3 protein-coding genes are annotated in these 3,741 nt (G+C 70.3%); all 3 read left to right on the forward strand.

The features are described from left to right. Positions 1–20 precede the first annotated feature (20 nt). The gene (locus I59_RS09795) at positions 21–1,274 is read left to right on the forward strand and encodes an ROK family transcriptional regulator (RefSeq protein ID WP_022903719.1); all 1,254 of its coding nucleotides are present in this window, start codon (positions 21–23) and stop codon (positions 1,272–1,274) included. A 208-nt stretch (positions 1,275–1,482) separates the two neighbouring features. After that, positions 1,483–2,790 (forward strand): extracellular solute-binding protein, encoded by a 1,308-nt coding sequence (locus I59_RS09800; RefSeq protein ID WP_261976550.1) that lies wholly within the window; start codon positions 1,483–1,485, stop codon positions 2,788–2,790. Between the two features lie 182 nt (positions 2,791–2,972). Beyond that, positions 2,973–3,741: carbohydrate ABC transporter permease (locus tag I59_RS09805; RefSeq protein WP_261976551.1), on the forward strand; the 769-nt coding region annotated here is incomplete at its 3' end.

Raw genomic sequence — 3,741 nt, forward strand, 5'->3', positions numbered from 1 at the left:
TTGTCCGTTACAGTCCTGGCATGAGCACTCGCGGACGCACCCCCGGACAGCCCGGACTGCTGCGCGTGCTCAACGACCGCGCGGCGCTCGAGCTCCTCCTCGACGACGGACCGCTCACCCGCAACGAGATCGCCGGACGCACCGGACTCAGCAAGCCGACCGCTGCCGAGATCATCCGCCGTCTCGAGTCGGCCGACCTCATCCGGGCTGCCGGAACCGAAGCGCAGGCCGGTCGCCGTGGCCCGAGTGCCGCCGTGTACGAGGCGATCACCGACCGGGACCTCGCGGTCGCCGTCGACGTCCAGCTCGTCGACGTCCGCTCCACCGTCGTCGACGCCCTCGGCCGCGCCTACCCGGTGGCGACCCACACGATGTCCCCGGACGAGGTCCGTGGTCCGGGCACCGACATCGTCGCGGCAGCGATCACCCGCGCCGCGACGGCCGCGGGCACCGACCCCGACCTCGTCACCGCCGTCGCGGTCGGCGTGCAGGCCTCGGTCGACCACACGACGGACACCCTCATCTTCACCGACGGCCTGCCGGGCTGGCCGCGGGAGCGTGTGGCGGCGACCCTCTCCGCCGAGCTCGGGGTCCGGGTCGTCGTCGAGAACGACGCGAACCTCGCCGCCATCGCCGAACGGAACATCGGCGCCGGCCGGACCGTCGGCTCCTTCGCCCTGTTCTGGATGGCGGAGGGCCTCGGCATGGCGCTCGACCTCGACGGACGCCTGCACACCGGCGCGTCCGGCGCCGCGGGCGAGATCGGCTACCTGGGCGTGCCCGCCGACGCACGCGCCATCGACCCGACGGCCACGATCATCGCGGACCTCATCTCCGAGTCCGCGATCGCTGCGCTGGCCGCCGAACACGGGATCACGGCACCGGACGGCTCCGCGGCCGACTGGCGCGAGGTGCTCCCACAGCTGCCCGGACTGCCGGAACAGCACCCCTTCACGACCGCCCTCGGCGAGCGCATCGGGCACAACGTGCTGCCCGCGCTGGCCGTCGCCGATCCCGAGACGGTCGTGCTGCACGGCCCGACCGGCATCGCGGGCGGTCCCGCCCTGGCCGCCGCCGTGACGGCATGGCTCCGGACCCGCACCCGCTGGTCCACGGCCGTCGTCGCGCCCGGCGTCCCCGACACCCCCGTCCTCCACGGCGCGCGCCACGTCCTCATCGACGTCGTCCGCGCCGCACTCGCCGACCGGGTCGACCGCATCAACGAGGATGCACCCGAACCGGCGAGCGCACCCGACCCGCACCTGCGCACCTGATCCGCGCAGGTGCTCCGACCAGCACCACTTCCTCCACCCGCACCACTCGAGGCACCACCACCCGGCCCTGTCCCAGGGCTCTTCGGCGTGCCCGGAAACGGGGGTGACCGCGGTCCGCCGACCGCGGTCACCCCCGCGACGGACCACCGGAGCGAGAGCAGAGAGCGAGTCCCACATGTCACTCACCCGTCCGAGGCTCCGGCGCATCGTGACCGCCACCGCCGTCGCCGCCACCGGCGCGCTCGTCATCGCCGGCTGCAGTTCCGGGTCGAGCGCCCAGAACATCGACGAGTCGGCCCCGAAGTACCTCAAGGGCACCGTGTCCCTGTGGCACTTCTTCACCGGGCGCGAAGCCGGCGTCGTGAAGAGCGCCGTCGCGGGCTTCGAGAAGGCCAACCCCGGCGTCACGGTCGACATCCACGCCGGCCAGGACGACGAGAAGCTCCAGAAGGCGATCTCGTCGGGGCAGAACATCGACGTCGGGCTGTCGTACTCCACGGCGATCGTGGGGAGCTTCTGCTCGTCGGGCGCGTTCCGTGACCTCACGCCGTACATCGACCGGGACAAGGTCGACCTGTCGGACATCCCGAAGGCCGTCCGTGGGTACACCGCGTACAAGGGCAAGCGCTGCACGCTCCCGGCGTTGGCCGACGTCAGCGCGCTCATGTACAACAAGGCGGCGTTCGCCAAGGCCGGCATCACGAGCCCGCCGAAGACCCTCGACGAGCTGAAGACGGATGCGCTGCAGCTCACGACGTACAACGCCGACGGGTCGATCAAGCAGCTCGGCTTCAACCCGCTCATCGACTTCTACGAGAACTCGCCCGAGCACTGGGCACCGATGATCGACGGCCGCTGGCTCGACAGCAAGGGCAACAGCGTGATCGGCACGTCCGCCGCGTGGAAGAAGCTCATCACCTGGCAGAAGGCCTTCGTCGACGAGATCGGCTACGACAAGCTCAAGGCGTTCACGTCGGGCCTCGGGCAGGAGTTCGCCGCCGACAACGCGTTCCAGACCGGCCAGGTCGCGATGCAGATCGACGGCGAGTACCGCACCGCGTTCATCAAGGACCAGAAGCCCGACCTCGACTACGGCACCGCCCCCACCCCGGTGATGGCGGGCCTCGGCCACTACGGCTCGACGTACATCGCGGGCAACGTCGCCGGCATCGCGAAGGGGTCCGAGCACCCCGAGCTCGCCTGGGCGCTGCTGAAGTACCTGTCGACGAACACCGACGCGCAGGTCACGATGGCGAACGGGCTGAAGAACATCCCGACGATCACCTCGGCGCTCGAGTCCCCGAAGCTGGAGGTCGACGAGAACTACAAGACCTTCGTCGACGTCGCGGGGAACGCGGACACGATGACCTCGCCCGGCACGGCGGACGGTGCCGCCTACATCGGCACGTTCACGAAGTTCTGGCAGGCGTACCAGGAGGACGGCGGGAACCTCGACCAGAAGCTGCAGCAGCTCGACCAGGACATCGACAACGCGAACCAGCTGGCGGGTCCGTGATGACGGACGTCACCAGCCCCGGAACCGACAGCCTGGAGGCGCGGCCCACCCGCGCCTCCCGGCCCGCCTCCCCGAAGGGGTCGGCTCCCACCCCCGCGGCCGGCTCCGCGCGCCCACCGCGTCGGCGCCGCTCCGCCGAGTCCCGACGTCGGCTCGTCGCCCTGACGATGCTTGCGCCGGCCTTGGCGGGCCTGGTGATCTTCTTCGCCTACCCGCTCGTCGCATCGATCGTCTACTCGTTCACGCGGTACAACCAGCTGCAGGAACCGCAGTTCGTCGGGCTCCTGAACTACCGCTTCCTGTTCACGCAGGACCCGCAGATCGGTGCCGCGGTGGTCAACACGATCTGGTTCGTGGTGATCCTGGTGCCGGTGCGCATCGTGTGCGCGCTGCTCGTCGCAGGGTTGCTCAGCCGGGCGAAGACCGCCACCGGGTTCTGGCGGACGCTGTTCTACCTGCCCGCCCTCGTGCCACCGGTCGCGAGTGTCGTCGCGTTCGTGTTCCTCTTCAACCCCGGAACCGGTCCGGTGAACCAGATCCTGCGGTTCTTCGGCATCGACGGCCCGCTGTGGTTCAACGACCCGGCGTGGTCGAAGCCGTCGCTCGTGATCATGGGCGTCTGGGTGATGGGCGACATCATGATCATCTTCCTGGCAGCCCTCCTCGACGTCCCGCGCGACCTGTACGAAGCCGCGTCCCTCGACGGCGCGAACGGCCCGCAGCAGGTCCGGCACATCACCCTGCCGACGATCGCGCCGGTGATCGGGTTCGCGGTCGTGACGGGGGTGATCGCGGCGCTGCAGTACTTCACGGAGGCGGCCGTCGCCTCCGGGGTCGCGTCCGGGAAGGCGACGATCGGCGGAGGGACGGCCGCGCAGCTCGGGTACCCGGGCACGTCGCTGCTCACCTACACCGAGCTGCTCTACCAGCACGGGTTCGCGAACTTCCAGT

It is taken from the genome of Curtobacterium sp. B8 (genome assembly GCF_000333315.1).
In the GTDB taxonomy this organism is placed as follows: Bacteria; Actinomycetota; Actinomycetes; order Actinomycetales; family Microbacteriaceae; genus Curtobacterium; species Curtobacterium luteum.